Origin of the sequence: Photorhabdus aballayi (genome assembly GCF_026153155.1) — a bacterium.
GTDB classification, from domain to species: Bacteria; Pseudomonadota; Gammaproteobacteria; order Enterobacterales; family Enterobacteriaceae; genus Photorhabdus; species Photorhabdus luminescens.
The window spans coordinates 1-25,371 of the sequence record NZ_JAPFCD010000065.1; the positions used below are offsets into that span (position 1 = coordinate 1).

42 protein-coding genes and 1 rRNA gene are annotated in these 25,371 nt (G+C 43.2%); 5 read left to right on the top strand and 38 right to left on the bottom strand.

What is annotated here, in order from left to right:
* Nucleotides 1-87 (bottom strand): 16S ribosomal RNA (locus tag OO184_RS21490); the annotation flags it as partial.
* Nucleotides 88-558: 471 nt separating this feature from the next.
* Here OO184_RS21490 and OO184_RS21495 point away from each other — a divergent pair.
* Nucleotides 559-1,104 carry a gamma carbonic anhydrase family protein gene (locus OO184_RS21495; RefSeq protein ID WP_265380939.1) on the top strand — a complete coding sequence of 182 codons (546 nt, stop codon included), beginning with the start codon at nt 559-561 and terminating at the stop codon, nt 1,102-1,104.
* Here the strand turns inward: OO184_RS21495 and OO184_RS21500 are convergent.
* The 5 genes from OO184_RS21500 to dprA form a co-directional block, all read right to left on the bottom strand.
* Nucleotides 1,080-1,343: a DUF1488 family protein gene (locus tag OO184_RS21500; protein WP_049584843.1), complete on the bottom strand. Its 264-nt coding sequence runs from the start codon at nt 1,341-1,343 to the stop codon at nt 1,080-1,082. The genes OO184_RS21495 and OO184_RS21500 overlap by 25 nt on opposite strands.
* Entirely contained in the window at nt 1,340-2,158 is an 819-nt protein-coding gene (gene aroE, locus OO184_RS21505; RefSeq protein WP_265380940.1) for a shikimate dehydrogenase, read from the bottom strand. The genes OO184_RS21500 and aroE overlap by 4 nt, the downstream gene beginning before the upstream one ends.
* Nucleotides 2,159-2,171: 13 nt before the next feature.
* Nucleotides 2,172-2,741 carry an L-threonylcarbamoyladenylate synthase type 1 TsaC gene (tsaC, locus tag OO184_RS21510; RefSeq protein ID WP_265380941.1) on the bottom strand — a complete coding sequence of 190 codons (570 nt, stop codon included), beginning with the start codon at nt 2,739-2,741 and terminating at the stop codon, nt 2,172-2,174.
* 21 nt (nt 2,742-2,762) lie between these two features.
* Nucleotides 2,763-3,302: a DNA topoisomerase family protein gene (locus OO184_RS21515; RefSeq protein ID WP_265380951.1), complete on the bottom strand. Its 540-nt coding sequence runs from the start codon at nt 3,300-3,302 to the stop codon at nt 2,763-2,765.
* Nucleotides 3,303-3,366: 64 nt separating this feature from the next.
* Entirely contained in the window at nt 3,367-4,452 is a 1,086-nt protein-coding gene (gene dprA / locus OO184_RS21520; RefSeq protein WP_265380942.1) for a DNA-protecting protein DprA, read from the bottom strand.
* A gap of 133 nt (nt 4,453-4,585) precedes the next feature.
* Here dprA and def point away from each other — a divergent pair, with 133 nt between their 5' ends.
* The 4 genes from def to trkA all read left to right on the top strand — a co-directional run bounded on the left by def (nt 4,586) and on the right by trkA (nt 8,863).
* A complete protein-coding gene (gene def / locus OO184_RS21525) occupies nt 4,586-5,098 on the top strand; it encodes a peptide deformylase (RefSeq protein WP_088374374.1) in 513 nt (170 codons plus the stop codon).
* A 24-nt stretch (nt 5,099-5,122) separates the two neighbouring features.
* The gene (fmt, locus tag OO184_RS21530; RefSeq protein WP_265380943.1) at nt 5,123-6,070 is read left to right on the top strand and encodes a methionyl-tRNA formyltransferase; all 948 of its coding nucleotides are present in this window, start codon (nt 5,123-5,125) and stop codon (nt 6,068-6,070) included.
* 70 nt (nt 6,071-6,140) lie between these two features.
* A complete protein-coding gene (gene rsmB / locus OO184_RS21535; RefSeq protein WP_265380944.1) occupies nt 6,141-7,430 on the top strand; it encodes a 16S rRNA (cytosine(967)-C(5))-methyltransferase RsmB in 1,290 nt (429 codons plus the stop codon).
* Between the two features lie 56 nt (nt 7,431-7,486).
* Nucleotides 7,487-8,863 carry a Trk system potassium transporter TrkA gene (gene trkA, locus OO184_RS21540; protein WP_049584851.1) on the top strand — a complete coding sequence of 459 codons (1,377 nt, stop codon included), beginning with the start codon at nt 7,487-7,489 and terminating at the stop codon, nt 8,861-8,863.
* A 255-nt stretch (nt 8,864-9,118) separates the two neighbouring features.
* On the opposite strand, the gene OO184_RS21545 is transcribed toward trkA, so the two are convergent.
* The 32 genes from OO184_RS21545 to bfd all read right to left on the bottom strand — a co-directional run bounded on the left by OO184_RS21545 (nt 9,119) and on the right by bfd (nt 24,767).
* A complete protein-coding gene (locus OO184_RS21545; RefSeq protein ID WP_265380952.1) occupies nt 9,119-9,400 on the bottom strand; it encodes an alternative ribosome-rescue factor A in 282 nt (93 codons plus the stop codon).
* A gap of 79 nt (nt 9,401-9,479) precedes the next feature.
* Nucleotides 9,480-9,896 (bottom strand): Zn(2+)-responsive transcriptional regulator, encoded by a 417-nt coding sequence (gene zntR / locus OO184_RS21550; protein WP_265380945.1) that lies wholly within the window; start codon nt 9,894-9,896, stop codon nt 9,480-9,482.
* Between the two features lie 134 nt (nt 9,897-10,030).
* On the bottom strand, nt 10,031-10,423 hold the full coding sequence (gene rplQ, locus OO184_RS21555; protein WP_049584854.1) for a 50S ribosomal protein L17: 393 nt from the start codon (nt 10,421-10,423) through the stop codon (nt 10,031-10,033).
* A gap of 40 nt (nt 10,424-10,463) precedes the next feature.
* Entirely contained in the window at nt 10,464-11,453 is a 990-nt protein-coding gene (locus tag OO184_RS21560) for a DNA-directed RNA polymerase subunit alpha (RefSeq protein ID WP_011148772.1), read from the bottom strand.
* A 25-nt stretch (nt 11,454-11,478) separates the two neighbouring features.
* Nucleotides 11,479-12,099: a 30S ribosomal protein S4 gene (rpsD, locus tag OO184_RS21565; protein WP_011148773.1), complete on the bottom strand. Its 621-nt coding sequence runs from the start codon at nt 12,097-12,099 to the stop codon at nt 11,479-11,481.
* 37 nt (nt 12,100-12,136) lie between these two features.
* Nucleotides 12,137-12,526, bottom strand: coding sequence for a 30S ribosomal protein S11 (gene rpsK / locus OO184_RS21570; protein WP_002919257.1), 390 nt, complete (start codon nt 12,524-12,526; stop codon nt 12,137-12,139).
* A 15-nt stretch (nt 12,527-12,541) separates the two neighbouring features.
* Nucleotides 12,542-12,898: a 30S ribosomal protein S13 gene (rpsM, locus tag OO184_RS21575; RefSeq protein WP_011148774.1), complete on the bottom strand. Its 357-nt coding sequence runs from the start codon at nt 12,896-12,898 to the stop codon at nt 12,542-12,544.
* A gap of 149 nt (nt 12,899-13,047) precedes the next feature.
* Nucleotides 13,048-13,164, bottom strand: a complete 117-nt coding sequence (rpmJ, locus tag OO184_RS21580) for a 50S ribosomal protein L36 (RefSeq protein ID WP_012768118.1) — start codon at nt 13,162-13,164, stop codon at nt 13,048-13,050.
* A gap of 32 nt (nt 13,165-13,196) precedes the next feature.
* Entirely contained in the window at nt 13,197-14,528 is a 1,332-nt protein-coding gene (secY, locus tag OO184_RS21585) for a preprotein translocase subunit SecY (protein WP_011148775.1), read from the bottom strand.
* A gap of 7 nt (nt 14,529-14,535) precedes the next feature.
* The gene (gene rplO, locus OO184_RS21590; protein ID WP_049584855.1) at nt 14,536-14,970 is read right to left on the bottom strand and encodes a 50S ribosomal protein L15; all 435 of its coding nucleotides are present in this window, start codon (nt 14,968-14,970) and stop codon (nt 14,536-14,538) included.
* Nucleotides 14,971-14,973: 3 nt separating this feature from the next.
* Nucleotides 14,974-15,153: a 50S ribosomal protein L30 gene (rpmD, locus tag OO184_RS21595; protein ID WP_036781914.1), complete on the bottom strand. Its 180-nt coding sequence runs from the start codon at nt 15,151-15,153 to the stop codon at nt 14,974-14,976.
* Between the two features lie 5 nt (nt 15,154-15,158).
* Nucleotides 15,159-15,659: a 30S ribosomal protein S5 gene (rpsE, locus tag OO184_RS21600; protein ID WP_011148778.1), complete on the bottom strand. Its 501-nt coding sequence runs from the start codon at nt 15,657-15,659 to the stop codon at nt 15,159-15,161.
* A gap of 14 nt (nt 15,660-15,673) precedes the next feature.
* Nucleotides 15,674-16,027, bottom strand: coding sequence for a 50S ribosomal protein L18 (gene rplR / locus OO184_RS21605; RefSeq protein ID WP_265380946.1), 354 nt, complete (start codon nt 16,025-16,027; stop codon nt 15,674-15,676).
* A 9-nt stretch (nt 16,028-16,036) separates the two neighbouring features.
* Nucleotides 16,037-16,570, bottom strand: coding sequence for a 50S ribosomal protein L6 (gene rplF / locus OO184_RS21610; RefSeq protein ID WP_049584857.1), 534 nt, complete (start codon nt 16,568-16,570; stop codon nt 16,037-16,039).
* A gap of 14 nt (nt 16,571-16,584) precedes the next feature.
* Nucleotides 16,585-16,977 (bottom strand): 30S ribosomal protein S8, encoded by a 393-nt coding sequence (gene rpsH / locus OO184_RS21615; RefSeq protein WP_011148781.1) that lies wholly within the window; start codon nt 16,975-16,977, stop codon nt 16,585-16,587.
* A 33-nt stretch (nt 16,978-17,010) separates the two neighbouring features.
* The gene (gene rpsN, locus OO184_RS21620; RefSeq protein ID WP_049584858.1) at nt 17,011-17,316 is read right to left on the bottom strand and encodes a 30S ribosomal protein S14; all 306 of its coding nucleotides are present in this window, start codon (nt 17,314-17,316) and stop codon (nt 17,011-17,013) included.
* 12 nt (nt 17,317-17,328) lie between these two features.
* The gene (gene rplE, locus OO184_RS21625) at nt 17,329-17,868 is read right to left on the bottom strand and encodes a 50S ribosomal protein L5 (protein ID WP_011148783.1); all 540 of its coding nucleotides are present in this window, start codon (nt 17,866-17,868) and stop codon (nt 17,329-17,331) included.
* 14 nt (nt 17,869-17,882) lie between these two features.
* The gene (gene rplX / locus OO184_RS21630) at nt 17,883-18,197 is read right to left on the bottom strand and encodes a 50S ribosomal protein L24 (RefSeq protein WP_265380947.1); all 315 of its coding nucleotides are present in this window, start codon (nt 18,195-18,197) and stop codon (nt 17,883-17,885) included.
* A gap of 10 nt (nt 18,198-18,207) precedes the next feature.
* A complete protein-coding gene (rplN, locus tag OO184_RS21635; protein ID WP_036781889.1) occupies nt 18,208-18,579 on the bottom strand; it encodes a 50S ribosomal protein L14 in 372 nt (123 codons plus the stop codon).
* 179 nt (nt 18,580-18,758) lie between these two features.
* A complete protein-coding gene (rpsQ, locus tag OO184_RS21640) occupies nt 18,759-19,013 on the bottom strand; it encodes a 30S ribosomal protein S17 (RefSeq protein ID WP_011148786.1) in 255 nt (84 codons plus the stop codon).
* Complete coding sequence (gene rpmC, locus OO184_RS21645) at nt 19,013-19,204, bottom strand: 50S ribosomal protein L29 (RefSeq protein WP_010847484.1); 192 nt, start codon at nt 19,202-19,204, stop codon at nt 19,013-19,015. Before rpmC ends, rpsQ begins: the two co-directional genes overlap by 1 nt.
* Nucleotides 19,204-19,614, bottom strand: a complete 411-nt coding sequence (gene rplP / locus OO184_RS21650) for a 50S ribosomal protein L16 (protein WP_011148788.1) — start codon at nt 19,612-19,614, stop codon at nt 19,204-19,206. Before rplP ends, rpmC begins: the two co-directional genes overlap by 1 nt.
* 12 nt (nt 19,615-19,626) lie before the next feature.
* A complete protein-coding gene (gene rpsC, locus OO184_RS21655) occupies nt 19,627-20,328 on the bottom strand; it encodes a 30S ribosomal protein S3 (protein WP_015836279.1) in 702 nt (233 codons plus the stop codon).
* A 17-nt stretch (nt 20,329-20,345) separates the two neighbouring features.
* On the bottom strand, nt 20,346-20,678 hold the full coding sequence (rplV, locus tag OO184_RS21660) for a 50S ribosomal protein L22 (RefSeq protein WP_011148790.1): 333 nt from the start codon (nt 20,676-20,678) through the stop codon (nt 20,346-20,348).
* A 14-nt stretch (nt 20,679-20,692) separates the two neighbouring features.
* Nucleotides 20,693-20,971: a 30S ribosomal protein S19 gene (gene rpsS, locus OO184_RS21665; RefSeq protein WP_011148791.1), complete on the bottom strand. Its 279-nt coding sequence runs from the start codon at nt 20,969-20,971 to the stop codon at nt 20,693-20,695.
* Between the two features lie 14 nt (nt 20,972-20,985).
* Nucleotides 20,986-21,810 carry a 50S ribosomal protein L2 gene (gene rplB / locus OO184_RS21670; RefSeq protein ID WP_036781895.1) on the bottom strand — a complete coding sequence of 275 codons (825 nt, stop codon included), beginning with the start codon at nt 21,808-21,810 and terminating at the stop codon, nt 20,986-20,988.
* A 19-nt stretch (nt 21,811-21,829) separates the two neighbouring features.
* Entirely contained in the window at nt 21,830-22,132 is a 303-nt protein-coding gene (gene rplW / locus OO184_RS21675; RefSeq protein WP_021322796.1) for a 50S ribosomal protein L23, read from the bottom strand.
* On the bottom strand, nt 22,129-22,734 hold the full coding sequence (gene rplD / locus OO184_RS21680) for a 50S ribosomal protein L4 (protein ID WP_265380948.1): 606 nt from the start codon (nt 22,732-22,734) through the stop codon (nt 22,129-22,131). The genes rplW and rplD overlap by 4 nt, the downstream gene beginning before the upstream one ends.
* A 16-nt stretch (nt 22,735-22,750) precedes the next feature.
* A complete protein-coding gene (gene rplC, locus OO184_RS21685; protein WP_265380949.1) occupies nt 22,751-23,380 on the bottom strand; it encodes a 50S ribosomal protein L3 in 630 nt (209 codons plus the stop codon).
* 32 nt (nt 23,381-23,412) lie between these two features.
* Nucleotides 23,413-23,724: a 30S ribosomal protein S10 gene (gene rpsJ, locus OO184_RS21690; RefSeq protein WP_001181005.1), complete on the bottom strand. Its 312-nt coding sequence runs from the start codon at nt 23,722-23,724 to the stop codon at nt 23,413-23,415.
* 295 nt (nt 23,725-24,019) lie between these two features.
* Nucleotides 24,020-24,496 carry a bacterioferritin gene (gene bfr / locus OO184_RS21695; protein ID WP_265380950.1) on the bottom strand — a complete coding sequence of 159 codons (477 nt, stop codon included), beginning with the start codon at nt 24,494-24,496 and terminating at the stop codon, nt 24,020-24,022.
* Between the two features lie 76 nt (nt 24,497-24,572).
* Entirely contained in the window at nt 24,573-24,767 is a 195-nt protein-coding gene (gene bfd / locus OO184_RS21700; protein ID WP_046393852.1) for a bacterioferritin-associated ferredoxin, read from the bottom strand.
* Nucleotides 24,768-25,371 lie beyond the last annotated feature (604 nt).

The following is a 25,371-nucleotide window of genomic DNA, read 5'->3' on the forward strand; positions in this document are numbered from 1 at the left end:
GCAAGCACTTTCCTGTTACCGCTCGACTTGCATGTGTTAGGCCTGCCGCCAGCGTTCAATCTGAGCCATGATCAAACTCTTCAATTGAAAGCTTGATGCTCAAAGAATTGCACTGTTAGTTCGTAATGAATTAACTGTTGTTCACTCTTCAAGACTTTAAAACGTATTTTTTTGTGATACGGTCTTGTGAGTGCCCACACAGATTGTCTGATTAATTGTTAAAGAGCAGGCTGACATAAAAATTAACATTCTCGTTCAGCCGGGCTGCGTATACTACGCTTTTCGCCCACAGAGTCAAGCGCTTATTCGCTTTTTCTCTGCCCGACCTCACAATGTTTATCAGCGTTGTGTCGGTCAGTGGTGGCGCATTATAGGGAGCTCAGATTTTTATACAATACTTTTTTTCACATTTATCACCAACAGGCGAATCCTTGTTCTTTTTGAACGAAATTCAAACCGAAATAGCTCAATTCAGCAAGTTTCTTTCATTGCATACTGGTATTTTCCTCACTAAAATCTTATTTAAAGTAAATCTCCATCTTCTCATCAGAGGTATACATGTCCGAAACGTTACGCAGTTACCTTGATACACAACCCAAAGTTGGTCAGAACGTTATGCTAGACTCATCTAGTGTAATCATTGGTGATGTTAGGCTTGCTGATGATGTCAGTATATGGCCTTTAGTCGTCATCCGTGGGGATGTTAATTATGTATCTATTGGTGCACGTACTAACATTCAAGATGGCTCTATATTACATGTGACACACAAAACAACAGGCAATCCTGATGGTTTCCCTTTAATTGTGGGGAATGATGTCACGATTGGACATAAAGTTATTCTTCATGGCTGCACTATCGGTAATCAAGTACTCATCGGTATGGGCTCCATCCTACTTGATGGTTCAATGATTGAAGATAACGTTATTATTGGAGCAGGCAGCCTAGTAGCCCCAGGCAAGGTATTAGAAAGTGGGTACCTTTACATTGGCAGCCCTGCCCGTCAGGTCAGAAAACTAAAACCTGAAGAATTAAAAGGGCTATGTTATTCAGCAAGCCACTACGTTAGCTTGAAAAATAACTACTTGCAGGAAGGTAATATGTAACGTCCCAAACGATCATCATCCTCATTATTAATTACTAATTCGAATTCCTCTTCTATATCCCAACGATTTTGTCGAAAAAGACTTAGTGGATGATGATCTTTCGTTCCATAACGGTATAAAAGATCCTCTGCGCTTATCACGCATTGAACCAATAATCCATTTACCAGTGCAGGAAAAATGACTATCTGCTCTTGCTCGTTCCACTCTTCTCTCTCAGGAAATTGAATAGATTGATTCACGAATGTAATTCCTGTTCCAATGTTAGCAATACGGGCGCAATTTCAGGCAACACGCCATGCCATAATTTAAATGAATGAGCTGCTTGCCCTACTAACATCCCTAATCCATCCGCATAACGAGAAACACCATGCTTCTTAGCAAAGAAAATAAAGGGCGTCAAATTAGCTTGGTAAAACATGTCATAACAGACACAATCTTCATTAAATATGAATGGAGATATGGTAGGAACCTCACCATTAATACCAGATGCAGTCGCATTGATAATGAGATCAAACTCAGGATTATTAAGTGCTTTCATCTCAACAGGCCGAATATTACCTATTGACGAAAAATCATTAGCAACCTGTACAGCGCGACTAAACGTGCGGTTTGTTATTGTAATTTCACAACCAAATTCTAACAATGGAAATAAAACACCTCTGGCAGCACCACCAGCTCCAATGATTAAAATATGTTGTCCTTGAGTAATAAACCCAAGTCGTATCAAATCTGTTAATAACCCTACACCATCAGTATTATCACCAAGCAATTGATTATTATCCAGTAATTTCAAAGTATTAACTGCACCACTGAGTCTTGCTCGTTCAGTCAACTCATTTGCCCGAATAAATGCCTGCACTTTAAATGGCACAGTAATATTGGCTCCTATACCTCCCTGTTTAAGAAATACATCCAATGCCTCTTCAAATTTACTTATCGGCACTAGAATTTTTCCGTAACGATGCTCAATACCTGTTTGTCCCGCAAATAACTGATGGATACGCGGAGATTTACTGTGCGCAACAGGATTACCAAAGACGGCAAATTGATCCATATTTATTCTTCCCCTATCCTTGACGATAAAGCTCACCAGTTAAAGCATCCCGAATTTCTGAAGGATTCTTTCGACCTCCAACATCTCCGTTTAATATAGGAAGCTTATCCCCAAACTGTTGTCTAACTTCTTCTACTGTTCTGCATGGTTCAAGACCATTCAGATTTGCACTAGTCGACACCAACGGTTTACCATAAAAAGTACACAACTGCTTCACCAAAGGATGATCACTAACTCTGACAGCCAAGGTAGTGAATTGCCCAGTCAACCATTTAGATGTACTGAATTTGGCAGGAATTACCCAAGTTACAGGCCCTGGCCAACAAGCAAACATAGTCTCTTTTTGTTCTTCTGTTAGAAGTTTATCATCAAGATATGGCTGTAATTGTTCATAATTATCTGCGATAAGAATCAACCCTTTCTGCCAAGGACGTTTCTTTAATATAAGCAGTTCACTTACCGCTTTTTCACTATCAGGATCACATCCAAGTCCAAAAACAGCTTCAGTCGGATAGGCAATCACTTCTTCTGCTTTTAATGCAGTTAATACATCCTCAAATGCAGATAATGCTTCATTGCTCATTTTATTACTCTGCTTAATTACTTAATTTATTTGCTGTTTTCCACACAATTTGCTGGCACAAAATAACTTTACACCTTGTGATGTACGCTTTTCCACCAACAATGGATAAGAACAAAACATACATTTACTCGCAATTGGCTTATTATTTAATACAAACCGGCAATTAGGGTAACGGTTACACGCATGGAAAATTTTTCCAAAACGTGATTTCCTTTGGAGTAGTTGTCCTTGTTTACATTGCGGACAAGCTATTAACGTCTCATCCGGCTTATCAATTAGCTCTGCATGTTCGCATTCAGGATAACGACTACAGCCAATGAACATTCCATAACGCCCTTGACACAAAATCAAATTAGCCCCACACGCTGGGCATTGCTGCCCTTCAAGTTCTTTTACCACATGACCATCACTTTGTCTTTTTAATGGACGAATATATTGACATGATGGATAACCAGAACATCCAAGAAATGGACCGTGGATACCATTCCGTATAACCAATACAGAACCACATTCAGGGCAATATTCAGTTTCATTAGTGGAGAAAGGAACCATTTTTGCCATACTCTTTTCACTCAAAAAACTATTCTCATATGACGTTAAACAGGACTCTGGAAATTCAGTTAATTTAACTCACACGCACATAACCACCAGCAACCACAGCCACCTGACCCAGTAGTTCCAGCTCAAGGAGCTTTGTCATTACCTCAGTTATAGGTAATGATGAACGCTGAGCAATAATATCAACAGGCGTTATTTCAGCACCTACGTTAACTAGCACATCCGTAAATGGCAACTCAGTTTGCTCAAACTGCGGTTTTACTTCTTCCTCCGTTCTTTCCATATTCAACCATTGTAGTGAACTGTAAACATGTTCCACAATATCCATTGCATTTGTGGCTAAATATGCACCTTGTTTTATTAACCAGTGATTCCCTTCGCTCACTGAATTTCCCAAAAGCCCTGGTAGTGCAAATACATCCCTTCCTTGTTCAAGGGCACAACGAGCAGTAATTAACGAACCACTATTTTGACCTGCCTCTACAACAATCACTGCTGAACTTAATCCACTGATAATCCGATTTCTTTTAGGAAAATTTTTTGCACGTGGCGGAGTATCCGGAAAAAATTCAGAAACAAGAGCACCATTCTCCTCAATTTGCTTTGCTAATGATCCGTGTCTATGAGGGTAAATCTGCCCAAGCCCACTACCTAATACAGCTACTGTTTTACCTCCACTATCCAATGCAGCCCGGTGACAAATACCATCAATACCAATAGCTAAACCACTAGTAATAACTAACTCATATCCAACCAGTTCACTTGCAAAAATTCTTCCCCATTTCTCACCATAATAGCTTGCTGTCCTGCTCCCGACCATCGCCACCTGCTTCTTTAAAAGAATATCTAGTTTTCCTGACACAAAAAGCACAAGCGGAGGGGTATGTATCTGCTTTAATAGAGGTGGATACGAAGGGTGAGAATATGTCAATAAATGATGCTCTGGTTGTTCCAGCCATTTAAGGCATGAAGCTAGTAAGGTTTTATTTACTTTAGTAAATTGCAGAGATTGTGCCGGCGATAATCCACTATCTTTCAGCACAGTGGGGTAACGATTCCCGGAATGTAATAATTTTTCTGCAACATTTGCTGCTCTCTCTGTTGCCAAATGAGAAACCATCTTCATTCGCAACCATACTTCCATAGCTTCCATGTTGTCATCCTGGCTAAGATTGACGGACAAAACTAAACTGCTCAATTAGCAATCGATACTGTCAATCTAAACGGGAAATGTCTAGAATAGACATAGAATACCATTAACATTTTGGACGCAGATCTAAACATATATGTCAGTATTACAAGTATTACATTACCCAGACGAGCGGCTTCGCACTATTGCAACGCCTGTTGGAACAGTTGATGCAGAGATTCGGCGTATCATTGATGATATGTTTGAAACTATGTATGCAGAAGAAGGTATTGGTTTGGCAGCAACACAAGTTGACATTCATCAGCGTATTGTTGTTATTGACGTATCAGAAACACGTAATGAACGTCTCGTTCTTATCAATCCAGAATTACTGGAAAAAAGTGGTGAAACTGGGATCGAAGAAGGCTGTTTGTCTATTCCTGAGCAACGAGCACTGGTGCCACGAGCCGAAAAAGTCAAAATCAAAGCCCTAGATTACAATGGTCAACCATTTGAATTACAAGCTGATGGCCTACTAGCAATTTGTATTCAGCACGAGATGGACCATTTAATTGGTAAACTTTTTGTGGATTACTTATCTCCACTGAAACGCCAACGTATACGCCAGAAAGTAGAAAAACTGGATAAACAAAAAACCCGAACCAAGTAAATTATATTAATACAGGAAATAAACGTGTCTGATTCTTTGCGTATTGTTTTTGCCGGAACACCTGATTTTGCAGCACGCCACTTAGAGGCTTTGTTAATGTCTCAGCATGAGGTGGTTGGCGTTCTAACTCGACCAGATAGACCGGCAGGAAGAGGCAAAAAACTGACACCCAGTCCTGTAAAGGTACTGGCAGAAGAACGTAACATCACCGTTTTTCAGCCAGCTACTTTACGCTCAGAAGAAAACCAACAATGGATTCTAAAACAACAGCCTGATGTTCTCATCGTTGTTGCCTATGGATTGATCCTTCCTAAGACTGTTTTAAATATTCCAAGATTAGGTTGCCTAAACGTACATGGCTCCCTATTGCCACGTTGGCGAGGTGCAGCACCTATTCAACGCTCGCTCTGGGCCGGTGATATAGAAACAGGCGTAACGATCATGCAAATGGATATAGGCCTTGATACTGGCGACATGCTATATAAAGCAAGCTGCCCTATTACATCTGAGGATACCAGTGCCAGTTTATACGAAAAACTGGCCGACATTGGGCCAGATGCGTTACTCAAAACATTATCGTTAATAACATCGGGTAAAAGTCAACCTGAAATTCAAAACGAAAATTTAGTTACCTACGCTGAAAAACTAAGCAAAGAAGAAGCCCGTATAAATTGGGAACTATCTGCAACCCACCTCGAACGTTGTATTCGTGCATTTAATCCCTGGCCCATGAGCTTTTTCGAGATGGAAGGACAACCTGTTAAAGTTTGGAAAGCAGAAGCCATTGCAGAACAAACTTCTGTAGAACCAGGAACTGTATTAAAAGCAGACAAAAAAGGTATTTATATTGCCACTGCTGATGGAATTCTGAACATTACTCAATTACAACCTGCTGGTAAAAAAGCAATGTCAGCAGCAAATCTACTTAACTCTAAACATGAATGGTTTACGCCAGGCAATAAAATCAACTAAATACTATTTTATGCTGTAAGCTCTCTCACAAACTTTCTCTTAATGCTGGCTTTTGTCAGCTTTTTTAACTATGAAAAACACATATAATCTGCGAAGTGTCGCCGCAAAAGCAATCAATCAAGTTCTGGATCAAGGACAGTCTCTGAGTACAGTCTTACCCAAACTGCAACAAAATATAACCGATAAAGATAAGCCCTTGTTACAGGAACTATCTTTCGGAGTATTACGCGTATTACCACAACTAGAGTGGATAATAGGTCAACTAATGGCAAAACCATTAAAAGGTAAACAACGTATTCTTCATTACCTGCTTATGGTTGGAATATACCAACTTACCTATACTCGCATTCCAGCCCATGCAGCACTTGCTGAAACAGTAAACGGAGCCGTAACTCTGAAGTATCCTCAATTAAAAGGGCTAATTAACGGCGTTCTTCGCCAATTTCAGAGACAACAGCTACAGTTAATCGAAGGTGTACAAAATAATCCCAATCATCACTTACACCCAGTATGGCTATTAACTCGAATCCAAAAAGCCTATCCACAACAATGGCAACAACTTATTAATGCTAATAATAAAAAACCACCTATGTGGTTACGAGTTAATCGTATATACCATAGTCGAGATGAATACCTCTCTCTTCTTCATAAATCAGGTATTGATGCGGAACCGGCGCCCAAATCACCTTCTGCTATCCGCATAATTTCCCCTTGTTCTGTAACAATATTACCTGGATTTGACAAAGGTTGGGTCACTGTCCAAGATGTATCCGCACAAGAGTGTGTCGAGTTACTAAAACCCATTGATGGAGAGAAAATTCTCGATCTTTGTGCAGCACCTGGAGGGAAAACAACACATATCCTCGAAACAGCACCAGAATCTCAAGTATTAGCAGTAGATATTGATGAACAAAGAATCAAACGAGTAAAAGAAAATCTCCAACGCCTTAATTGCCACGCTACAGTAAAAACCGGTGATGGACGTCACCCTGAACAATGGGCAGAAAACCAGCAATTCGACCGCATTCTTTTAGATGCCCCATGTTCAGCAACAGGAGTAATCCGTCGCCATCCTGATATCAAGTGGTTACGCCGCGAGGAAGATATTGCTCAATTAGTTCAATTACAAGCTGAGATTCTTGATGCAATCTGGCCATTCTTAAAGAAAGGAGGAACATTAGTATATGCAACCTGTTCTATTCTACCAGATGAAAATAGCCAGCAAATCAGCTCGTTTTTAAAACACCACCCAGATGCAAAACTAGAGGGAACAGGAACAAATGATTATCCGGGAAAACAAATAATACCTGAGTTAAATGGTGGTGATGGTTTCTTTTACGCTCGATTAATTAAACAGTAATATATCTCTGTAATTCATAGAGATAATTATTTGTTTACAATAAATTAGAGAATACTATGAAAATAATTATTCTTGGTGCGGGTCAAGTTGGCGGTACATTAGCTGAAAATCTGGTAGGTGAGAATAATGATATCACTATAGTCGATACTGATCCTAACCGTTTACACCAACTACAAGATAAATTCGATCTCAGAGTAGTCAATGGTCATGGTTCTTACCCTAGGGTATTAAGAGAAGCTGGAGCTGAAGATGCTGACATGTTAGTTGCTGTAACTAATTCTGACGAAACTAACATGATTGCATGCCAAATTGCTTATTCCTTATTTAACACACCAAATAAGGTCGCTAGAATACGCGCAGCAGAGTATATCCGCGAAGCAGATAAACTTTTTCTCCCTAATGATATTCCTATTGACTATCTTATTTCACCAGAACAACTTGTCATAGATTATATTTACAAACTAATTCAATATCCTGGCGCCTTACAAGTTGTTAACTTTGCCGAAGGACGAGTAAGTATTGTTGCAGTAAAAGCTTATTATGGAGGTTCACTTGTAGGAAATGCACTTTCCTCACTTCGTGAGCACATGCCGCATATTAATACCAGAGTTGCTGCAATATTCCGTCAGGATAGACCAATAAGACCACAAGGTTCTACAATTATTGAAGCCGGTGACGAAGTTTTCTTTGTAGCTGCATCACAACATATTCGTGCTGTAATGAGTGAACTTCAACGTTTAGAAAAGCCCTACAAGCGTATTATGATCGTAGGTGGTGGTAATGTGGGTGCCGGCCTTGCACTACGTCTCGAAAAAGATTACAGGGTTAAATTAATCGAGCGAAATCAACAAAGAGCTACAGAACTAGCTGAATTATTACATGACACCATAGTTTTCTATGGGGATGCCTCCGATCAAGAGTTATTAGCTGAAGAACATGTAGAACAAGTAGATGTATTTATTGCTCTAACCAACGATGACGAAGCAAATATCATGTCCGCAATGCTTGCCAAACGCATGGGGGCCAAAAAAGCCATGGTTCTCATCCAACGTAGTGCATATGTCGATTTAGTTCAAGGTGGTGTCATTGATATTGCAATCTCTCCACAACAAGCGACGATTTCCGCTCTACTAGGTCATGTTCGCAAAGCAGATATCGTAAGTGTTTCCTCATTACGTCGTGGAGTGGCCGAAGCTATCGAAGCGATTGCTCATGGAGATGAAAATACGTCAAAGGTTGTTGGTCGAGCTGTAGGTGATATTAAATTACCACCAGGCACTACAATTGGTGCAATAGCCCGCGGTGAGGAAGTCATTATTGCTAATGATTACAGCGTGATCGAACAAGGAGATCATGTAATTATGTTTATTACAGATAAGAAATTTGTCCCCGAAGTAGAGAAATTATTCCAGCCGAGCCCTTTTTTCCTTTAAAAACCAAAGAAATAGTTATGTACCAGTCATATAATTCGAACATAATAACTGATACAACTTGGTATATTTTAATTAGAAGAATATGATGAAATTTTTAAATTATTTTATGGATTTACAATGAAAAGTAATTTTACCAATTTAGCTGCTGACGTCAGCCTCGATATGATCATAAAAGAACACCGTACCGTCATTCACTATTTTATACACAATGAAACCAATAAACAGATCATTTAGTAAAAAGATATTAAAGATATATCAGACACCCTCAATTTCTGAAACAAAATCACTGTTAGAAATTCGTAAGTTACTGAAAAGCAAGAGATAAATCCATTGAACTAAAAGACCAGTAGTAAAGAATCTAAATAACCCCTTACCACTGGTCTCCCAGTTACTTGCTTTACTATGCTTTTCTTTCCTCTGGTAACTTCCTTTTCCCTTTTTATTTTTTTCAACTCTCTGTTTAAATAGTGGATCACGTAATAAAGCTTCTAGAGCATTATCCTTTATTACACCTTTTTTATGGTGATATATAGTCATCATATGCCTCTATCATATTAATTTATCTGAAAACATAGCAATTGTACTCTCTGAATTTTCAATAATAAAGAAAAATTACTTATTTCTTATTCAAAGCACCTTGTTCTAAAATTTCAAGAATAGAACAATAAGTACTTATATGAGAACTACCACAGCAAGCATCACTTAACATCTTAAGTGAATCACGCATTTTCCTCATTTCAAGAAGCTTTTCCTCCACCTCCATTAATCTAGAATCTACAATTTGCTTCGACTCTTCACAAGTATGATGAGCCGGATCTACACGGATAGACAATAATTCTGTAATGGCCTCCAATGTAAACCCCAATTGCTTAGCATAGCGTATAAACCGAAGGCGCTGTAGATCTTGCTCTGTATAAAGTCTATATCCCCCCTCGGTACGGTTCTGATGCTCCATCATTCCTTGTTTTTCATAGAAGCGCACAGTATCAGGAGTTACATTCGCTAATTTAGCCAGTTGGCCAATACGATACATCTTTAATATCTCCTACAATAGATAAATTGTTTAAGATATCAGCATAGCAGGATGAAAAGGAATAAGTTAGAGATTCATATATGCAAGCGTAAAAAAACCGGGATAAACCCGGTTCTTTTATATGCCCCTACAGATTACTCCGCAGTAGCAACTTCTGTTTGAGGCTCAACAGCGCGGTCAACAAGCTCGATGTATGCCATCGGAGCATTGTCACCAGCACGGAAGCCACACTTTAGAATACGAGTGTAACCACCTGCGCGGCTCGCAAAACGCGGGCCTAGCTCGTTAAACAGTTTTGCCACGATTTCGTTATCACGAGTACGGGCGAATGCCAGACGACGATTAGCTACGCTGTCGATCTTGGCAAGAGTAATCAGCGGCTCAACGACGCGACGCAGTTCTTTCGCTTTAGGCAGAGTCGTCTTGATGATTTCATGACGGACCAAAGAACCTGCCATGTTGCGGAACATAGCTTGGCGATGGCTGCTGTTGCGGTTCAATTGACGACCACTCTTACGATGGCGCATGACCTTATCCTTCTCAGTAAAACCTTAACCTGTGATCTAGTTATTCATCAGCAATACTTGCTGGTGGCCAGTTTTCTAAGCGCATGCCCAGAGATAAGCCACGTGAAGCCAGTACGTCTTTGATCTCTGTAAGAGATTTTTTACCCAGGTTAGGTGTCTTAAGCAACTCAACCTCGGTACGCTGTACCAAATCACCGATGTAGTGGATAGCTTCTGCCTTAAGACAGTTAGCAGAGCGGACAGTCAATTCCAGATCGTCAACAGGGCGCAGCAGGATCGGATCAAACTCTGGCTTCTCTTCTTTTACTTCTGGCTGACGTACATCACGTAAATCAACAAAAGCTTCCAGCTGTTCAGCCAAAATAGTAGCTGCACGGCGAATCGCCTCTTCAGGATCGATTGTACCGTTAGTTTCCATCTCGATAACCAACTTGTCCAAATCGGTACGTTGTTCTACACGCGCTGCTTCAACATTGTAGGCAATACGCTCTACTGGGCTATAACAAGCGTCTACTAACAAACGACCAATAGGGCGCTCATCTTCTTCCGAATGAATCCGGGCAGAAGCCGGCACATAACCCCGACCACGCTGAACTTTAATACGCATGCTTATAGAAGCAGTTTCGTCAGTCAGGTGGCAGATTACGTGCTGCGGCTTGACGATTTCGACATCTCCATCATGGATAATGTCGGCTGCAGTCACAGGGCCAATGCCAGACTTATTCAAGGTAAGAATAACTTCATCTTTTCCCTGAACTCTTACCGCCAGCCCTTTCAGGTTGAGGAGAATCTCCAGGATATCTTCCTGTACACCTTCTTTGGTGCTGTACTCATGCAGTACACCATCAATCTCAACCTCAGTCACCGCACAACCCGGCATAGACGAAAGCAGAATACGGCGCAGTGCGTTACCTAGAGTATGGCCAAAACCACGCTCTAATGGCTCAAGGGTCACCTTGGCGTGCGTCGAACTGACTTGCTCGATATCAACCAGGCGCGGTTTTAGAAACTCTGTCACAGAACCCTGCATTGTGTCCTCTCTTTGGTGCTAAGCTTTACTTAGAGTAAAGCTCGACGATCAGGTGTTCGTTGATGTCAGCAGATAGATCGGCACGTTCTGGAATACGTTTGAACACACCTTCCATCTTCACAGCATCAACCTCCAACCAAGTTGGTTTCTCACGCTGCTCAGCCAGCTCTAAAGCCGCCTTGATACGAGACTGCTTTTTCGACTTCTCGCGAACGCTGACTACGTCATTCGGGGATACCTGATAAGAAGCGATGTTAACAACGCGGCCATTTACCATGATAGCCTTATGGCTTACCATCTGACGCGATTCAGCACGAGTCGCCCCGAAACCCATACGGTAAACAACGTTGTCCAGACGACCTTCCAGCAAACTCAGCAGGTTTTCGCCTGTATTGCCTTTCAGACGAGTTGCTTCTTTATAGTAGTTACGGAATTGACGCTCCAGAACACCGTAAATACGACGAACTTTTTGTTTTTCACGTAACTGCACACCGTAGTCAGACAGACGCGGTTTACGTGCGCCATGCTGCCCAGGTGCTTGTTCTAATTTACACTTGGTGTCAATCGCGCGAACGCCAGATTTCAGGAATAGATCTGTACCCTCGCGACGGCTCAGCTTGAGCTTAGGACCCAAATATCTTGCCATTTTCTTTCTCCAATCGAACCTAAAAAAGTAAACGCTATTAAACGCGACGTTTTTTAGGTGGACGACAACCGTTATGAGGGATCGGAGTCACATCAGTAATGTTAGTAATGCGGAAACCTGCCGCATTTAACGCTCGAATAGTTGACTCGCGGCCAGGACCAGGTCCTTTAACCATAACTTCCAGGTTCTTAATTCCGTATTCTTTCACTGCTTCGGCACAGCGCTCTGCTGCAACCTGAGCTGCAAACGGAGTAGATTTACGAGAACCACGGAAACCGGAACCACCGGCAGTTGCCCAACCCAGGGCGTTACCCTGACGGTCAGTAATGGTCACGATGGTGTTGTTGAAAGAAGCATGGATATGAGCCACACCGTCAGAGACTTGCTTTCTTACACGCTTACGTGCACGAATAGGTGCTTTTGCCATTATACAATACCCCGATTATTTCTTGATCGGCTTACGTGGACCCTTACGGGTACGTGCATTGGTCTTAGTACGCTGGCCGCGAACAGGTAGACCACGACGGTGACGTAAACCACGATAAGTACCAAGATCCATCAGACGTTTGATGCTCAGGGTTACTTCACGACGTAAATCGCCTTCTACAACGTATTTAGCAACTTCGTCACGCAGCTTATCAATTTGCTCTTCAGACAGCTCGCTGATCTTAACATGTTCAGCAATACCCGCCGCAGCACAAATGGCTTGGGAGCGAGTTTTACCAATTCCGTAAATCGATGTTAAAGCGATTACGGTATGCTTTTGATCAGGAATGTTAATGCCTGCTATACGGGCCACTATGCACTCCTAAGTTATTTATTTACCGCAACACCATTCTGAAAAGCCCGTTTTCAGGATACTCAAACAATGTTGCTGTGATATAAAAAAGATTGGCTGGCTAATTTAGCCAGCTCAAACCGACTTTGCAAGAAAAATATGCTATTTTATTAGCCTTGGCGTTGTTTATGCTTAGGCTCCGCACTACAAATCACACGAACGATACCGTTACGCTTAACGATTTTGCAGTTGCGGCATAATTTCTTGACGGAAGCACGAACTTTCATTTTTACTCTCCGTAACTTCTCAAGCAAACCAATTAACGGTTATAACCTTTAAGATTTGCCTTCTTCAATGCAGACTCATACTGACTTGACATCATCAGAGTTTGCACTTGAGCCATAAAGTCCATGATGACTACAACTACGATAAGTAGCGAAGTACCGCCAAAATAGAATGGCACCTTCATCGCGTCACGCATGAACTCCGGGATTAAGCAGATAAAAGTAATATACATCGCACCAACTAAAGTTAGGCGTGTCATTACCTTATCAATGTACTTGGCTGTTTGCTCTCCCGGACGAATTCCTGGTACAAATGCACCGGACTTCTTCAGGTTATCTGCTGTTTCTCTTGGGTTAAAAACCAACGCAGTATAGAAAAAACAGAAGAAGATGATTGCAGACGCGTAGAGTAACACATAAAGCGGTTGCCCAGGCTGCAAGTACATCGAAATAGTAGTCAGCCAGTTCCAGCCAGTTCCTCCCCCGAACCAAGAAGCTATGGTACCAGGGAACAGAATAATGCTGGAAGCAAAAATTGCAGGGATAACCCCAGCCATATTCACTTTCAACGGTAAATGTGTACTCTGTGCAGCATAAACTCGGCGACCCTGTTGACGTTTCGCATAGTTAACAACAATACGTCGTTGGCCACGCTCCATGAAAACAACGAAGAAAGTTACTGCAAACACTAACACTGCAACCAACAGCAACAGGAGGAAGTGCAGATCGCCTTGCCGAGCTTGCTCAATGGTATGGCCGATGGCCGGCGGCAAACCCGCAACAATACCAGCAAAGATTATGATAGAGATACCGTTTCCAATACCACGTTCAGTAATCTGTTCACCCAGCCACATTAGGAACATAGTCCCAGTAACCAGGCTCACAACAGCCGTGAAGTAGAAAGCAAACCCTGGATTGATCACCAGCCCTTGCATTCCTGGCATATTCGGCAAACCAGTAGCAATACCGATTGACTGGAATATAGCCAGCACTAAAGTACCATAGCGAGTATACTGGCTAATCTTACGACGACCAGCTTCCCCTTCCTTCTTAATCTCTGCCAACGTTGGATGAACCACCGTCAACAACTGAATAATAATAGACGCAGAAATATACGGCATTATCCCCAGTGCAAAGATAGAAGCACGACTCAAAGCACCACCAGAGAACATGTTAAACATTTCAATGATGGTGCCCCTTTGCTGTTCGAGCAATTTGGCAAGCACAGTGGCATCAATACCAGGGATAGGAATAAAAGAACCAATGCGGAAAACAATTAACGCGCCAATAACAAACAACAGCCTACGTTTCAGCTCGCCCAGTCCACCTTTAGCACTTTGAAAATCTAATCCTGGTTGTTTAGCCATCTGTTACTTATTCCTCAATTTTACCGCCAGCAGCTTCGATTGCAGCACGAGCGCCTTTAGTAACACGAAGGCCACGCACAGTTACTGCACGATTGATTTCACCAGAAAGAATAACTTTCGCGAATTCAATTTGAGTGCCAACAACATTAGCGGCTTTCAATGCGTTCAGATCGATAATATCGCCTTCAACGGCAGCAAAATCAGACAAACGAACTTCTGCTGTAACCATCGCCTTGCGTGAAGTAAAACCAAATTTTGGCAAACGACGGTATAAAGGCATCTGACCACCTTCAAAACCGCGACGTACGCCACCACCAGAACGAGACTTCTGGCCTTTGTGACCACGGCCACCGGTTTTACCCAGGCCAGAACCAATACCACGACCTACACGTTTAGGCGCATGCTTGGAACCTTCAGCCGGAGACAGAGTATTTAAGCGCATCTGTTACTCCTCAACTTTAACCATATAGGAAACCAAGTTGATCATACCACGTATAGCAGGAGTATCTTCACGCTCTACTGTATGACCGATACGGCGCAGACCTAAACCAACCAAAGTTGCCTTATGCTTAGGCAGACGGCCGATTGAACTGCGAATCTGTGTTATTTTAATAGTCTTAGCCATGGTCATTACCCCAGAATTTCTTCGACGGATTTACCACGCTTAGCTGCGACCATTTCTGGAGACTTCATGCTGTCTAAAGCATCCAGAGTTGCACGAACCACATTAATAGGGTTAGTGGAACCATAGGTTTTAGCCAGTACGTTACGAACACCAGCCACTTCCAAAACAGCACGCATAGCACCGCCTGCGATGATACCAGTACCTTCGTGAGCAGGCTGCATGAACACACGGGAACCAGTGTGTGCACCTTTTACTGGGTGATACAAAGTGCCGCTGTTCAGTGCGACGGTTTTCATATTGCGACGGGCTTTTTCCATCGCTTTCTGGATTGCTGCCGGAACTTCGCGTGCTTTGCCGTAGCCAAAACCAACGCGACCATTACCATCACCTACAACAGTCAGTGCGGTAAAGCTGAAAATCCGGCCACCTTTTACGGTTTTAGATACGCGATTTACCGCAATCAGCTTTTCCTGCAGTTCGCCAGCTTGTTTTTCGATGTGAGCCATCTTACACCTCTACCTTAGAACTGAAGGCCAGCTTCACGGGCAGCATCTGCCAGTGCCTGGACTCGACCATGATATTGGAAACCAGAACGGTCAAAAGATACATCTTTAATACCTTTTTCCAGAGCACGTTCAGCAATTGCCTTGCCAACCGCTGCTGCTGCTTCTTTATTTCCAGTGTATTTCAGTTGCCCATTGATAGCTTTTTCTGTAGTAGAAGCTGCCACCAAAGTTTCAGAACCGTTTGGTGCTATAACCTGCGCATAAATATGGCGAGGGGTACGATGTACCACCAGGCGAGTTGCACCCAGTTCCTGGAGCTTGCGGCGTGCGCGGGTCGCACGACGGATACGAGCTGCTTTCTTATCCATAGTGTTACCTTACTTCTTCTTAGCCTCTTTGATACGCACGACTTCGTCGGCGTAACGAACACCCTTACCTTTATAAGGCTCAGGACGACGATAGGCACGCAGTTCTGCCGCAACCTGACCGATTACCTGTTTATCAGCACCCTTTAGTACGATTTCAGTTTGTGACGGACATTCTGCAGTAATGCCTGCTGGCAGTTCGTGGTCAACTGGATGTGAGAAGCCCAGAGACATGTTGATAGCATTGCCTTTGACTGCTGCACGATAACCAACACCTACCAGTTGAAGCTTCTTAGTGAAGCCTTCGGTAACACCGATAACCATAGCATTCAGCAAAGAACGAGTTGTACCCGCCTGTGCCCAACCATCAACATAACCATCGCGTGGAGCGAAAGTCAGTTGATTATCTGCATGCTTAACTTCAACTGCGCTGTGGATTGTACGACTTAGCTCGCCGTTTTTACCCTTAATCGAAATAACCTGACCGTCGAGTTTTACCTCTACGCCGGCAGGAATAACGACGGGTGCTTTTGCAACACGAGACATTCTTTCCTCCCGAATTAAGCTACGTAGCAGAGAATCTCGCCACCAAGACCAGCTTGGCGCGCTGCACGATCAGTCATTACACCTTTAGAGGTAGAAACAACAGCGATACCCAAACCAGCCATAACTTGTGGCAGCTCATCTTTTTTCTTATAGATGCGCAGACTTGGACGGCTTACACGCTGAATACTTTCTACAACAGCCTTACCCTGGAAGTATTTCAGTACTAATTCCAGCTCTGGCTTGGTGTCGCCTTCAATTTTATAATCTTCAATATAACCTTCTTCCTTCAGCACCTTGGCAATTGCCACTTTCAGCTTGGAGGAAGGCATGGTGACCGCAACTTTATTCGCGGCCTGACCGTTACGGATACGGGTCAGCATATCCGCGATGGGATCTTGCATGCTCATCTGTCTTTACTCCCGTGATTCAATTGGTGACAATTACCAGCTAGCCTTTTTAAGGCCCGGAATTTCACCGCGCATGGCGGCTTCACGGACTTTAATACGGCTCAACCCAAACTTCCGCAAAAACGCATGCGGACGACCAGTTTGGCGACAGCGGTTACGCTGACGAGAAGGGCTGGAATCACGTGGCAGTGTTTGCAGCTTAAGAACAGCATTCCAACGCTCTTCATCAGATGCATTCACATCAGAAATGACAGCCTTCAATTCCACGCGTTTAGTGAAGAATTTTTCAGCTAATTTCGCACGTTTTACATCACGTGCTTTCAATGATTGCTTAGCCATGAATACCCTGCCTTACTTGCGGAACGGGAAGTTAAAAGCAGCCAACAGTGCGCGGCCTTCATCATCAGATTTCGCAGTTGTGGTGATAGTAATATCCAGACCACGAACACGATCCACTTTATCATAATCGATTTCAGGGAAGATGATTTGCTCACGTACACCCATGCTGTAATTGCCACGACCATCAAATGACTTAGCAGACAAACCGCGGAAGTCACGAATACGAGGTACAGCAATAGAAATCAGGCGCTCAAGAAACTCCCACATACGTTCACCACGCAGGGTCACTTTACAGCCGATTGGATAGCCCTGACGGATTTTGAAGCCTGCAACTGATTTGCGTGCTTTGGTGATCAATGGTTTTTGACCAGAGATTGCTGCCAGATCCGCTGCCGCATTATCCAGCAGTTTCTTATCAGCGATCGCTTCACCAACACCCATGTTCAGGGTGATCTTCTCGACCCGAGGGACTTGCATGACAGAATTGTAGCCAAACTGAGTCATCAGTTTTTGGACTACCTCGTCTTTGTAGTAATCATGCAGTTTCGCCATCGTATTACTCCAAATTACTTGATAGTTTCGCTGTTAGATTTAAAGAAACGAACTTTTTTTCCGTCTTCAAATCTAAAACCTACACGGTCAGCCTTACCGGTTGCCGTATTGAAGATCGCAACGTTTGAAACCTGGATTGCAGCTTCTTTTTCAACGATGCCACCTGGCTGGTTCAGAGCCGGAACAGGCTTCTGATGTTTTTTAACCAAGTTGATACCTTCAACAATGACTTTCCCAGTAGAAAGAACCTGTTTTACTTTACCGCGCTTACCTTTATCTTTTCCAGTCAACACGATAACTTCGTCATCACGACGGATTTTCGCTGCCATTGTCCGCTCCTTAGAGTACTTCTGGTGCCAGGGAGATAATTTTCATGAACTTTTCATTACGAAGTTCACGAGTTACCGGCCCAAAAATACGCGTACCGATAACTTGCTCACTTGTGTTGTTTAACAACACGCAAGCATTGCCATCGAAGCGAATGACAGAACCGTCAGGGCGACGAACACCCTTCTTGGTGCGCACCACTACCGCTTTCAGGACATCACCTTTTTTCACTTTACCACGAGGAATTGCTTCCTTGATGGTGACTTTTATGATGTCGCCGACGTGTGCATAGCGACGGTGCGAGCCACCCAGAACCTTGATACACATTACGCGACGTGCACCGGAGTTGTCGGCCACGTTCAGCATAGTCTGTTCTTGGATCATTTTAGTGCTCCGCTAAATGTCAACTACTACTGAGCCCACTTCACTACTATAATTTAATATGAAGAGGCCGTTCAGATACCCCATATCATGAGGGCGCGGCATTATAACACCACATCTCAGATATAGATAGAAAAAATAAACGGCTCATCGCCTGAGCCGTTTACTCTATTCGAGCCAGCTTACAGAATCGCTTTCTCTACAACGCGAACTAAAGTCCAAGATTTAGTTTTGGACAGTGGACGGGTTTCGCGGATTTCCACCACATCACCGATGCCACATTCATTGTTCTCGTCATGTACATGCAGTTTAGTCGTACGTTTGATGAATTTACCATACAGAGGGTGTTTCACCTTACGCTCAATAGCAACAACAATAGATTTCTCCATTTTGTCACTTACAACACGACCTTGCAGAGTACGGATTTTATCGGTCATTACGCACCCGCCTTCTCAGTCAATAAAGTCTTAACGCGTGCGATATTACGACGCACTTGTTTCAACAGATGAGACTGTTGTAGCTGGCCACTTGCAGCCTGCATGCGCAGGTTAAATTGTTCACGCAGCAAATTCAGCAGCTCAGTGTTCAGCTCTTCAACGCTTTTTTCGCGCAGCTCTTGTGCTTTCATTACATCACCGTCTTAGTTACAAAGGTGGTCTTGATAGGCAGTTTCGCTGCTGCCAGCTTGAATGCTTCACGAGCCAGCTCTTCAGGCACACCGTCCATTTCATAAAGGACTTTACCAGGCTGGATCAAGGCAACCCAATATTCTACGTTACCTTTACCTTTACCCATACGCACTTCGAGTGGCTTTTCAGTAATAGGTTTGTCTGGAAATACACGTATCCAGATTTTACCTTGACGTTTAATTGCACGGGTCATAGCACGACGTGCCGCTTCAATCTGACGTGCCGTCAGACGACCACGGCCCACAGCTTTCAGACCGAAAGTGCCGAAGCTAACATCCGCACCTGCTGCCAGGCCACGGTTACGGCCTTTGTGCATTTTACGGAATTTCGTACGCTTTGGTTGTAACATCAGCGACTCTCCTTACTTGCGGCCTTTACGCTGCTGCTTTTTAGGTTGTGCAGCCGGTTTTTCCGCCTGTTCAACAGCAGCCATACCACCCAAGATCTCACCTTTGAAGATCCATACCTTAACGCCGAGTACACCATAAGTGGTGTGCGCTTCTGAAGTGTTATAGTCGATGTCTGCACGCAGTGTGTGCAACGGTACACGACCTTCACGATACCATTCAGTACGCGCAATTTCAGCACCGCCTAAACGGCCACTGACTTCCACTTTAATGCCTTTAGCGCCCAAACGCATCGCATTCTGAACTGCACGCTTCATAGCTCGACGGAACATAACACGGCGTTCCAGCTGTGAAGTAATGCTGTCAGCAACCAATTTCGCGTCTAGTTCAGGCTTACGCACTTCAGAGATATTAATTTGCGCAGGAACACCAGCGATTTCCGCTACAGTTTTACGCAGTTTTTCTACGTCTTCACCTTTCTTACCGATTACGATACCTGGGCGAGCAGTGTGGATAGTCACACGAATACTTTTAGCAGGACGTTCAATAACAATGCGTGAAATAGACGCTTTTGCCAGTTCTTTATTCAAGTACTGACGAACTTTAAAATCGCTGTCCAGGTTGTCAGCGAATTCTTTAGTATTCGCATACCAGGTAGAGTTCCAAGGTTTGACAATACCCAGGCGAATACCATTAGGATGTACTTTCTGACCCATTGCTAGTCTCCAGAGTCTCAGCGATCGGACACAACCACAGTAATGTGGCTGCTGCGCTTCAGGATACGATCTGCACGACCTTTTGCACGAGGCATAATACGCTTCATGGTCGGGCCTTCGTCTACGAAAATCTTCGTGACCTTCAGATCATCAATGTCAGCACCATCGTTGTGTTCTGCATTAGCAATAGCAGACTCGAGTACTTTCTTCACTAAACCAGCAGCTTTCTTATTGGTATAGGTCAGAGTTTCCAGAGCTTGCGACACTTTCTTACCGCGAATCAGGTCAGCTACAAGGCGAACCTTCTGAGCAGAAGAACGAGCGTGGCGATGTTTAGCGATAGTTTCCATCTCTTCCTCCTACCTTAGCGCTTTTTAGCCTTTTTATCGGCCGCATGGCCGCGATAAGTACGGGTCGGCGCGAATTCACCTAGTTTATGACCAACCATTTCGTCGGAAACAAAAACTGGTACATGCTGACGACCATTATGGACAGCGATGGTCAAACCGATCATGTTAGGAAAGATCGTTGAACGACGGGACCAAGTCTTGATAGGCTTTTTGTCTCCGCTTTCCACCGCTTTCTCTACCTTCTTCAGCAAGTGCAGGTCAATAAATGGACCTTTCTTGAGAGAACGTGGCATGGTTTATCCTCTAATTATTTTTTAGTACGGCGACGTACAATGAACTGATCAGTACGTTTATTACTACGGGTCTTCTTACCTTTAGTTTGAACACCCCAAGGAGTTACAGGATGTTTACCAAAGTTACGACCTTCACCACCACCATGAGGGTGATCTACCGGGTTCATCGCCGTACCACGAACAGTAGGACGAATGCCACGCCAGCGACTTGCACCAGCTTTACCCAGAACGCGTAGCATATGTTCTGCATTACCAACTTCACCCAAAGTGGCGCGGCAATCAGACAGAACTTTACGCATTTCACCAGAACGCAGACGCAAAGTTACATAAGAACCATCACGGGCAACGATCTGAACGTATGCACCAGCGGAACGAGCCAATTGACCACCTTTACCCGGCTTCATTTCTACGTTATGTACGGTAGAACCAACAGGGATATTGCGCATTGGCAATGCGTTACCAGTTTTGATAGCTGCGTCAGCACCAGATTGGATCTGATCACCAGCTTTCAGACCCTTAGGTGCAAGGATATAACGACGCTCACCATCTTTATACAGAACCAGGGCGATATTCGCTGAACGGTTTGGATCATATTCCAAACGCTCAACTACAGCAGGGATACCATCTTTATTACGTTTAAAGTCAATCAAACGATAGTGCTGCTTGTGGCCACCACCAATGTGACGAGTGGTAATACGGCCATTGTTGTTACGACCACCGGTTTTGCTGCTTTTTTCCAGCAATGGAGCATAAGGTTTACCCTTATGCAGCTCAGGGTTAACCACTTTAACAACGTGGCGACGGCCCGGAGACGTAGGTTTACATTTAACAATTGCCATTGTTCTTTACTCCTCCGACTTACTCTGCACCACCGATGAAGTCCATATTCTGGCCTTCCTTCAGTGTGACGTAAGCTTTTTTCCAGTCGCTACGACGACCAATACGCTGACCGTGGCGTTTAGTTTTGCCTTTAACCAGCAAAGTGTTAACACCTTCAACTTCGACTTCAAAAAGTTTCTGCACAGCAGCTTTGATCTCTGCTTTAGTCGCGTCTTTCGCAACTTTGAGAACGATGGTGTTGCTCTTTTCCATCGCTGTAGAAGCTTTTTCAGATACGTGCGGCGCGCGCAGTACTTTCAGCAGACGTTCTTCACGGATCATGCCAGCATCTCCTCAACTTGCTTCACAGCATCAGCAGTCATAACCACTTTATCAAAGGCGATTAAGCTAACTGGATCAATACCAGCTACATCACGAACATCAACCTTGTACAGGTTGCGAGCTGCTAAGAACAAATTCTCATCAACTTCCTGAGTGATAATCAGCACATCTTCCAGAGCCATCTCTTTCAGTTTCTGAACCAGAAGCTTGGTTTTAGGAGCTTCTACAGAAAACTTCTCGACAACGATCAAACGATCTTGACGTACCAGTTCAGACAGGATGCTTTTTAAAGCACCGCGGTACATTTTCTTATTAACTTTTTGACTGTGGTCCTGTGGTTTAGCTGCAAAAGTTACACCACCAGAGCGCCAGATTGGGCTCTTAATAGAACCAGAACGTGCACGGCCAGTGCCTTTCTGACGCCATGGTTTCTTACCTGAACCAGAAACTTCAGCACGGGTTTTCTGAGCACGAGTACCTTGACGTGCACCAGCTGCGTAAGCAACAACTACTTGATGCACAAGCGCTTCATTGAAATCACGCCCGAAGGTAGTTTCGGAAACAGTCAGCGCGCCTTGCGCGTCTTTCATTACCAATTCCATTCCTATCTCCTCGACGTTACGCCTTAACAGCCGGTTTTACGATCAGGTTGCCGCCAGTTGCACCTGGAACAGCACCTTTGACCAGCAGCAGGTTGCGCTCAGCGTCAACACGTACTACATCCAGGCTTTGAACAGTTACACGCTCATTACCCAGTTGGCCTGCCATTTTCTTGCCTTTAAATACCTTGCCCGGAGTTTGGTTCTGACCAATAGAACCCGGAACACGATGAGACAAAGAGTTACCGTGGCTAGCATCTTGGGTACGGAAGTTCCAGCGCTTAACAGTACCAGCAAAACCTTTACCTTTAGATGTACCAGTAACGTCGACTTTCTTAACGTCAGCAAAAACCTCAACGCTAATATTTTGACCTACAGCATATTCTTCGCCTTCAGACAGACGGAATTCACGCAGGATACGGCCAGCTTCAACGCCGGCTTTAGCGAAATGGCCTGCTTCAGGTTTGTTTATACGGTTAGCTTTTTTGCTACCAGTAGTAACCTGAATTGCACGATAACCATCGCTATCCAGATCTTTAACCTGAGTGACACGGTTATCTTCAATTTCGATAACAGTTACAGGGATAGAAACGCCATCTTCAGTGAAGATACGAGTCATACCCACTTTTTTACCGACTAAACCAATCATTGTTTCAACCTCTCAATCGTTCAATGACCTGATTAACCCAGGCTGATCTGCACGTCTACACCGGCAGCCAGATCCAGACGCATCAGAGCATCAACGGTTTTCTCGGTTGGCTCAACGATGTCAACCAGACGCTTATGAGTGCGAATTTCGTACTGATCACGCGCATCTTTATTAACATGCGGAGAAATTAGAACGGTAAAACGCTCTTTACGAGTCGGTAGCGGGATCGGACCACGAACCTGCGCACCAGTACGCTTAGCGGTCTCGACAATTTCCGCAGTTGATTGATCGATCAAACGATGATCAAATGCTTTCAGGCGAATACGGATTCTTTGGTTCTGCATGAGACCAGAGCTCCAACTATTTTATAAACGTAAATAATTACTCCTCGTACCCATTTCGATTGACGGGAGAGTGTAATCGTTCAATATATAACCCCCACATCGGGAGTATTTTAAATGGCAGCAAAACAATCCTGCGCATTTACTACTGGTTAACAAACCAGACTTACACATAAGTAAGACCGCATATTATACGCAAATCAATTAACAAAGCAAGATACAGATGAAGATCTGTTCGGAGTAGAGTTAAAGGAGCATGAAACAAGATGCCCTAACTTAACAGATAGGGCATTTGTAGCTATTCTCCTTCAAGAATCTGTGCTTGAGTGTAATTTTGAATCCCCATACGTTCAATTAGTTCAAATTGAGTTTCCAGCCAATCAATGTGCTCTTCTTCCTCATCTAGGATATCGATCATCAAATCACGACTAACATAGTCATGAATCGAATCAGCATAAACAATTGCTTCTTTCAAATCTCTAGCTCCTTGCAATTCGAGCTGCAAGTCAGATTTGAGCATTTCTTCAATATCTTCTCCGATATTGAGCTTTCCTAGATCCTGTAAATTAGGAATTCCTTCAAGAAAAAGGATACGTTCAATGTACCTATCGGCATGTTTCATTTCATCGATAGATTCATGATATTCCTTATCATTAAGGCGGGTAAGGCCCCAGTTTTTGAACATCCGGGCGTGCAGAAAATACTGATTAATTGCAACAAGCTCATTTCCAAGAAGTTTGTTCAAATGAGCAATCATTTTTTTATCACCTTTCATAGTTTACTCCTCCGCTTCCAGTACTTAAAGTGTAGTACCTATTCAGCAGAGTAGTAGTAAACTTATCCCTTTTTTATCAAGCAACGTTATCTATCTTAGGCAGCTGTGCAATCTCCTCATTAATAAGCTCTCTGGCTTGGCGTATGCATTTGCCACAATCACGGCCTACAGGCACAATACGTTTTAGTTCTCTAATAGAGTGAATATGATGTTGACGCACCGCATTACGTATTGTTTTGTCACTTACCGCATTACATAGGCAGACATACATAAATAACACTCTCTGGTACACATTATAGCGCATATTAAATAATAATGAGTCTCATTTCAATAATCATTCGCATTTTAATTTTCTGATTCAAGTTCTTCCAACCACCTTTTTAGCTTTGTCAAATAGAGATAGTTATCTCATTCTGTAACTTCTTGGCTAGAAAGGATTTTCATCCCTATTGGGAATTTTCTTGAACTTATTCCATCTTAAAACTATCTCCAACATCACATCAGCAATTTGTTCCAAAACTAATAACTACCTGTATATAAAAGAAAAGATGACTCATCTAAGTTTGAAGACAAATGCATATTTGGGAAAATCACGGGTTGGTTACCGCTAACGCATTCTACCGATGAATGATGAATATATAGGTAGAACAGTTAGATAACGATGACACCACTAGAAAAAATAACCAAAATCAAAAAATTAAGACACCAAGAGATAATACAATGGGGGAGTTCATACAGGGAATTTAAGGAAGGGGGATATCAATTAAAATACTTACTAACAGACACCTAGTGCAGCACAACCAGGTGTCTGTTCTAAAACAAGCCAGAATGCAAACTTGTCCTAAGGTTAGATACTCAATTATTAGCTATTAAGC

Bases quoted from the DNA above. Each gene is read 5' to 3' on its own strand.
- OO184_RS21495 (WP_265380939.1), top strand. From the start codon at position 559: ATGTCCGAAACGTTACGCAGTTACCTTGATACACAACCCAAAGTTGGT.
- aroE (WP_265380940.1), bottom strand. From the start codon at position 2,158: ATGGATCAATTTGCCGTCTTTGGTAATCCTGTTGCGCACAGTAAATCT.
- tsaC (WP_265380941.1), bottom strand. From the start codon at position 2,741: ATGAGCAATGAAGCATTATCTGCATTTGAGGATGTATTAACTGCATTA.
- OO184_RS21515 (WP_265380951.1), bottom strand. From the start codon at position 3,302: ATGGCAAAAATGGTTCCTTTCTCCACTAATGAAACTGAATATTGCCCT.
- dprA (WP_265380942.1), bottom strand. From the start codon at position 4,452: ATGGAAGCTATGGAAGTATGGTTGCGAATGAAGATGGTTTCTCATTTG.
- def (WP_088374374.1), top strand. From the start codon at position 4,586: ATGTCAGTATTACAAGTATTACATTACCCAGACGAGCGGCTTCGCACT.
- rsmB (WP_265380944.1), top strand. From the start codon at position 6,141: ATGAAAAACACATATAATCTGCGAAGTGTCGCCGCAAAAGCAATCAAT.
- trkA (WP_049584851.1), top strand. From the start codon at position 7,487: ATGAAAATAATTATTCTTGGTGCGGGTCAAGTTGGCGGTACATTAGCT.
- OO184_RS21545 (WP_265380952.1), bottom strand. From the start codon at position 9,400: ATGACTATATATCACCATAAAAAAGGTGTAATAAAGGATAATGCTCTA.
- zntR (WP_265380945.1), bottom strand. From the start codon at position 9,896: ATGTATCGTATTGGCCAACTGGCTAAATTAGCGAATGTAACTCCTGAT.
- rplQ (WP_049584854.1), bottom strand. From the start codon at position 10,423: ATGCGCCATCGTAAGAGTGGTCGTCAATTGAACCGCAACAGCAGCCAT.
- OO184_RS21560 (WP_011148772.1), bottom strand. From the start codon at position 11,453: ATGCAGGGTTCTGTGACAGAGTTTCTAAAACCGCGCCTGGTTGATATC.
- rpsD (WP_011148773.1), bottom strand. From the start codon at position 12,099: ATGGCAAGATATTTGGGTCCTAAGCTCAAGCTGAGCCGTCGCGAGGGT.
- rpsK (WP_002919257.1), bottom strand. From the start codon at position 12,526: ATGGCAAAAGCACCTATTCGTGCACGTAAGCGTGTAAGAAAGCAAGTC.
- rpmJ (WP_012768118.1), bottom strand. From the start codon at position 13,164: ATGAAAGTTCGTGCTTCCGTCAAGAAATTATGCCGCAACTGCAAAATC.
- secY (WP_011148775.1), bottom strand. From the start codon at position 14,528: ATGGCTAAACAACCAGGATTAGATTTTCAAAGTGCTAAAGGTGGACTG.
- rplO (WP_049584855.1), bottom strand. From the start codon at position 14,970: ATGCGCTTAAATACTCTGTCTCCGGCTGAAGGTTCCAAGCATGCGCCT.
- rpmD (WP_036781914.1), bottom strand. From the start codon at position 15,153: ATGGCTAAGACTATTAAAATAACACAGATTCGCAGTTCAATCGGCCGT.
- rpsE (WP_011148778.1), bottom strand. From the start codon at position 15,659: ATGGCTCACATCGAAAAACAAGCTGGCGAACTGCAGGAAAAGCTGATT.
- rplR (WP_265380946.1), bottom strand. From the start codon at position 16,027: ATGGATAAGAAAGCAGCTCGTATCCGTCGTGCGACCCGCGCACGCCGC.
- rplF (WP_049584857.1), bottom strand. From the start codon at position 16,570: ATGTCTCGTGTTGCAAAAGCACCCGTCGTTATTCCTGCCGGCGTAGAG.
- rpsH (WP_011148781.1), bottom strand. From the start codon at position 16,977: ATGAGCATGCAAGATCCCATCGCGGATATGCTGACCCGTATCCGTAAC.
- rpsN (WP_049584858.1), bottom strand. From the start codon at position 17,316: ATGGCTAAGCAATCATTGAAAGCACGTGATGTAAAACGTGCGAAATTA.
- rplE (WP_011148783.1), bottom strand. From the start codon at position 17,868: ATGGCGAAACTGCATGATTACTACAAAGACGAGGTAGTCCAAAAACTG.
- rplX (WP_265380947.1), bottom strand. From the start codon at position 18,197: ATGGCAGCGAAAATCCGTCGTGATGACGAAGTTATCGTGTTGACTGGA.
- rplN (WP_036781889.1), bottom strand. From the start codon at position 18,579: ATGATCCAAGAACAGACTATGCTGAACGTGGCCGACAACTCCGGTGCA.
- rpsQ (WP_011148786.1), bottom strand. From the start codon at position 19,013: ATGACCGATAAAATCCGTACTCTGCAAGGTCGTGTTGTAAGTGACAAA.
- rpmC (WP_010847484.1), bottom strand. From the start codon at position 19,204: ATGAAAGCACAAGAGCTGCGCGAAAAAAGCGTTGAAGAGCTGAACACT.
- rplP (WP_011148788.1), bottom strand. From the start codon at position 19,614: ATGTTACAACCAAAGCGTACGAAATTCCGTAAAATGCACAAAGGCCGT.
- rpsC (WP_015836279.1), bottom strand. From the start codon at position 20,328: ATGGGTCAGAAAGTACATCCTAATGGTATTCGCCTGGGTATTGTCAAA.
- rplV (WP_011148790.1), bottom strand. From the start codon at position 20,678: ATGGAAACTATCGCTAAACATCGCCACGCTCGTTCTTCTGCTCAGAAG.
- rpsS (WP_011148791.1), bottom strand. From the start codon at position 20,971: ATGCCACGTTCTCTCAAGAAAGGTCCATTTATTGACCTGCACTTGCTG.
- rplB (WP_036781895.1), bottom strand. From the start codon at position 21,810: ATGGCAATTGTTAAATGTAAACCTACGTCTCCGGGCCGTCGCCACGTT.
- rplW (WP_021322796.1), bottom strand. From the start codon at position 22,132: ATGATCCGTGAAGAACGTCTGCTGAAAGTACTGCGCGCGCCGCACGTA.
- rplD (WP_265380948.1), bottom strand. From the start codon at position 22,734: ATGGAATTGGTAATGAAAGACGCGCAAGGCGCGCTGACTGTTTCCGAA.
- rplC (WP_265380949.1), bottom strand. From the start codon at position 23,380: ATGATTGGTTTAGTCGGTAAAAAAGTGGGTATGACTCGTATCTTCACT.
- rpsJ (WP_001181005.1), bottom strand. From the start codon at position 23,724: ATGCAGAACCAAAGAATCCGTATTCGCCTGAAAGCATTTGATCATCGT.
- bfr (WP_265380950.1), bottom strand. From the start codon at position 24,496: ATGAAAGGTGATAAAAAAATGATTGCTCATTTGAACAAACTTCTTGGA.
- bfd (WP_046393852.1), bottom strand. From the start codon at position 24,767: ATGTATGTCTGCCTATGTAATGCGGTAAGTGACAAAACAATACGTAAT.